Source organism: Flavobacterium sp., assembly GCF_036515215.1.
Classification (GTDB): domain Bacteria; phylum Bacteroidota; class Bacteroidia; order Flavobacteriales; family Flavobacteriaceae; genus Flavobacterium.
In genome coordinates, this window is sequence record NZ_DATBVQ010000024.1 from 1 (window position 1) to 3,569 (window position 3,569).

A 3,569-nucleotide genomic window follows, 5' to 3' on the forward strand; every position below is an offset into this window, starting at 1 on the left:
ATTGGCTTGCGAACCTGAATGCGGTTGTACATTGGCATAAGCCGCACCAAACAATTCTTTAGCTCTATCAATGGCAATTTGCTCTACAACATCTACCACTTCACAACCACCATAATACCTCTTCCCAGGATATCCTTCTGCATATTTATTAGTTAGGACAGACCCCGCCGCTTCCATTACTTCGTCACTGACAAAGTTCTCTGAAGCAATAAGTTCTAATCCGTGTATTTGTCTTTCTTGTTCTTCCAGAATAAGGTCAAAAATTTGTTTGTCGCGTTGCATTTTTTTGATTTTAGTTAATTTGAAGCAAAAATACGAAAAAACGTTTGTCAAACTGTTAGATTATAATATATTTGAAGTATAATTTTCAACAAAACAATTAACATCTTATGCCAATAACAGCCAACGATACAAGCAGAAAATCATGGTTAGAAGTACCAGAAAACAGTGATTTCCCAATTCAAAACATTCCTTTCGGCGTTTTCTTGACTAAAGAGAATGTGGTAACAGTAGGAACCCGGATTGGTGATTCAGCCATAGATCTGGGGGCTTTACAGCAAATGAATTACTTTGCAGGTATCGAATTGACTGACGACATGTTCATGCAAGATACCCTTAATGACTTTATCTCTGATGGACAAAAAACATGGAGACTAGTCAGAAATCGAATTGCCGAAATTTTTGACGAGACTAACCCGAAATTGAGAGATAACACAAAACATCGCGATATTGTTATTTTCAAAATTGACGATGTAGAAATGCAGTTGCCGGTTTTAATAGGTGATTACACTGACTTTTACTCCAGCAAAGAACACGCTACAAACGTAGGGAAAATGTTCAGGGACCCGGAAAACGCATTATTACCAAACTGGTTGCACATACCTGTGGGATACCATGGAAGAAGTTCTACAATCGTTCCTTCAGGAATTCCAATCCACAGACCTATAGGCCAAACGTTGCCGGCTGGCGAAACGACGCCTGTGTTCGGACCTTCACGTCTAATTGATTTCGAACTGGAAACTGCTTTCATCACTACCGACGCCAATGTAATGGGGGAAATGATCCCGATCAATGAGGCCGAAGACTACATCTTCGGAATGGTTTTATTAAATGACTGGAGCGCGCGCGATATCCAAAAATGGGAATACGTGCCCTTAGGTCCATTCTTGGCAAAAAACTTCGCCTCGTCGATATCTCCTTGGATCGTGACCTTGGATGCGTTGGAGCCGTTCAGGGTTCAAAGTCCTAAACAAGACCCAAGCCCATTGCCTTATTTGCAACAAAAAGGCAAACATTCGTTTGACATTAATTTAGAAGTTGCCATCCAACCAGAGAACGTAGAACCTACGGTAGTAAGCAAAACCAACTTCAAATACATGTACTGGACTATGAGCCAACAGTTAACACACCATACCTCAAACGGTTGTCGCGTAAATTCAGGCGATATGATGGGGTCGGGAACGATTTCAGGACCTACTCCTGACAGTTACGGTTCGATGCTAGAACTGACATGGGGAGGAAAAAACCCAATAAAACTGAAAGACGGAACGGAACGCAAGTTCATCAATGACAACGACACCGTGATTATAAAAGGTTATTGCAAAAACGGACGAGTGAGAATCGGTTTCGGTGAAGTTTCTTCAAAATTACTGCCGCCGTTCGTAAGAAAATAATTTTCGACAAATCATAAAAATAAAAAAGTCCCAAACTTAATGTTTGGGACTTTTTCTATTTCAAATAGTGATCACTAAAAAACGATCATTGAATGCTTCTTTTTATTTGTTTCCTTTCTCGAAATCAGCAACAAACTGAGCCAATCCGATATCAGTCAATGGGTGTTTCAACAATCCGTAAATTGCAGATAGCGGTCCAGTCATAACGTCAGCACCAATTTTAGCACAGTTTACGATGTGCATCGTGTGACGAACAGAAGCTGCAAGGATTTCAGTTTCATAACCGTAGTTATCATAAATCAATCTAATTTCTTCAATCAAAGCCAATCCATCTGTAGAAACATCGTCTAAACGACCAATAAATGGAGAAACATAAGTAGCACCCGCTTTAGCGGCCAACAACGCTTGACCTGCAGAGAACACTAATGTTACATTCGTTTTAATTCCTTTATCAGAGAAATATTTGGCAGCCATAACACCCTCTCTAGTCATTGGCAATTTAACCACGATTTGATCGTGCAAATCAGCTAATTCTTCACCTTCTTTTATCATTCCGTCGTAATCCAAAGCGTTCACCTCGGCACTTACGTCACCATCAACCAGATTACAAATGTCAACATAATGCTTCAAAATACTGTTCTTCCCAGTGATTCCCTCTTTAGCCATCAATGATGGGTTTGTAGTAACTCCATCCAAAACGCCTAATGCTTGCGCTTCCTTAATTTGAGCCAAATTAGCCGTGTCAATAAAAAATTTCATAATATGTTTGTATTTAATTGTGTGTTTCTTTTTTGGGCGTAACCCTCCGTAAATACCTCGGGTCGGGCTTTTTACTATATCTTTTTTTTCTGCTTTTGCTTCGCACAGCACAATAAAAAAGGATGTCGTTTCAATCCCTTACGCAAATTTGCTGCAAAATTACAACTTATAATGGTTCATTAGCATTTTTTCATACACTTTATCAGGAAGAATGCGTTTCAGAACGATCGAAAACTTCTGCATGAAAACCCCCACTTTGTAATGCACCTTAGGTTCCTTGTACTGAATAATCCTATAAATCGCTTCGGCCATTTCATTTGGATTGCTGCCACTATCCACATGTTCATCCATCATTTTTAACGTATTCCCGTAAGGAATCTCGTAAGCCGAGCCCGCTATTACCGGAGCATGATAGCGTCCCGCGGCAATATTCGTGGCAAAATCTCCAGGCGCCACATTTGTGATGTGAACTCCAAATGATTTCACCTCCATGCGTATGGCCTCCGTAATCAACTCAAGCGCGCCTTTTGAGGCAGAATAAACTCCTCGATAAGGCAATCCCATATATCCCGCGATAGAAGTTATATTGATAATTAGACCCGCATTTTGCGAACGCATCTGAGGCAATGCCGCTTTCATCACTTCAATAGGACCGAATAAATTAATCTCGAAATTATTCTTGATTTCCACGCTTGGAATTTCTTCCAAAGGTCCCGTAATCCCAACTCCTGCATTATTGATCACGATATCCAACCTTCCCGAGATCGAAATTATTTTCGCCACAGCAGCCTTTATTGAAGCAGTGTCTCTTACGTCCAAGGCCACTAATGGAAAAACGGAATTGAGAATCCTTTCTGGATTCCTACTGGTTCCATAGACAATAAAACCTTTGTTATGTAAAAATTCTCCAATAGATTCCCCTAGTCCCGAGGAACCTCCGGTAATTAAAACCACTTTGCTCATATTGCTTGTTGTTTAGCTGCATTTTAGTATAGGCCAAAAATAAAAAAATCCTCCAAAAGGAAGACCGTTATTGTTTTTATTTTGAAAACATTTCAAAATTGACATAAAAAAAATCTGAACCGCCTTAGCGAACAGATTAGAAAAAATGGCAAGCGACCTACATCGCACCGCTCA

Annotated in this window: 3 protein-coding genes and 1 pseudogene; 1 reads left to right on the forward strand and 3 read right to left on the reverse strand. The window is 40.0% G+C overall.

Features of this window, described 5'->3' with window-relative positions:
• Positions 1 to 282: pseudogene (glyA, locus tag VIH09_RS01680) on the reverse strand (serine hydroxymethyltransferase); the annotation flags it as partial.
• A gap of 107 nt (positions 283 to 389) precedes the next feature.
• Here glyA and fahA point away from each other — a divergent pair.
• Positions 390 to 1,673, forward strand: coding sequence for a fumarylacetoacetase (gene fahA, locus VIH09_RS01685; protein ID WP_331577221.1), 1,284 nt, complete (start codon positions 390 to 392; stop codon positions 1,671 to 1,673).
• A gap of 102 nt (positions 1,674 to 1,775) precedes the next feature.
• Here the strand turns inward: fahA and fsa are convergent, their stop codons facing one another.
• Both fsa and VIH09_RS01695 read right to left on the reverse strand, forming a co-directional pair.
• Positions 1,776 to 2,432, reverse strand: a complete 657-nt coding sequence (gene fsa / locus VIH09_RS01690) for a fructose-6-phosphate aldolase (RefSeq protein WP_331577223.1) — start codon at positions 2,430 to 2,432, stop codon at positions 1,776 to 1,778.
• 159 nt (positions 2,433 to 2,591) lie between these two features.
• Positions 2,592 to 3,395 carry an SDR family oxidoreductase gene (locus tag VIH09_RS01695; protein WP_331577225.1) on the reverse strand — a complete coding sequence of 268 codons (804 nt, stop codon included), beginning with the start codon at positions 3,393 to 3,395 and terminating at the stop codon, positions 2,592 to 2,594.
• Positions 3,396 to 3,569 lie beyond the last annotated feature (174 nt).

What these genes read in the sequence shown, in the direction of transcription:
- VIH09_RS01695 (WP_331577225.1), bottom strand. Translation starts at nt 3,395, where the DNA reads ATGAGCAAAGTGGTTTTAATTACCGGAGGTTCCTCGGGACTAGGGGAA.
- fahA (WP_331577221.1), top strand. Translation starts at nt 390, where the DNA reads ATGCCAATAACAGCCAACGATACAAGCAGAAAATCATGGTTAGAAGTA.
- fsa (WP_331577223.1), bottom strand. Translation starts at nt 2,432, where the DNA reads ATGAAATTTTTTATTGACACGGCTAATTTGGCTCAAATTAAGGAAGCG.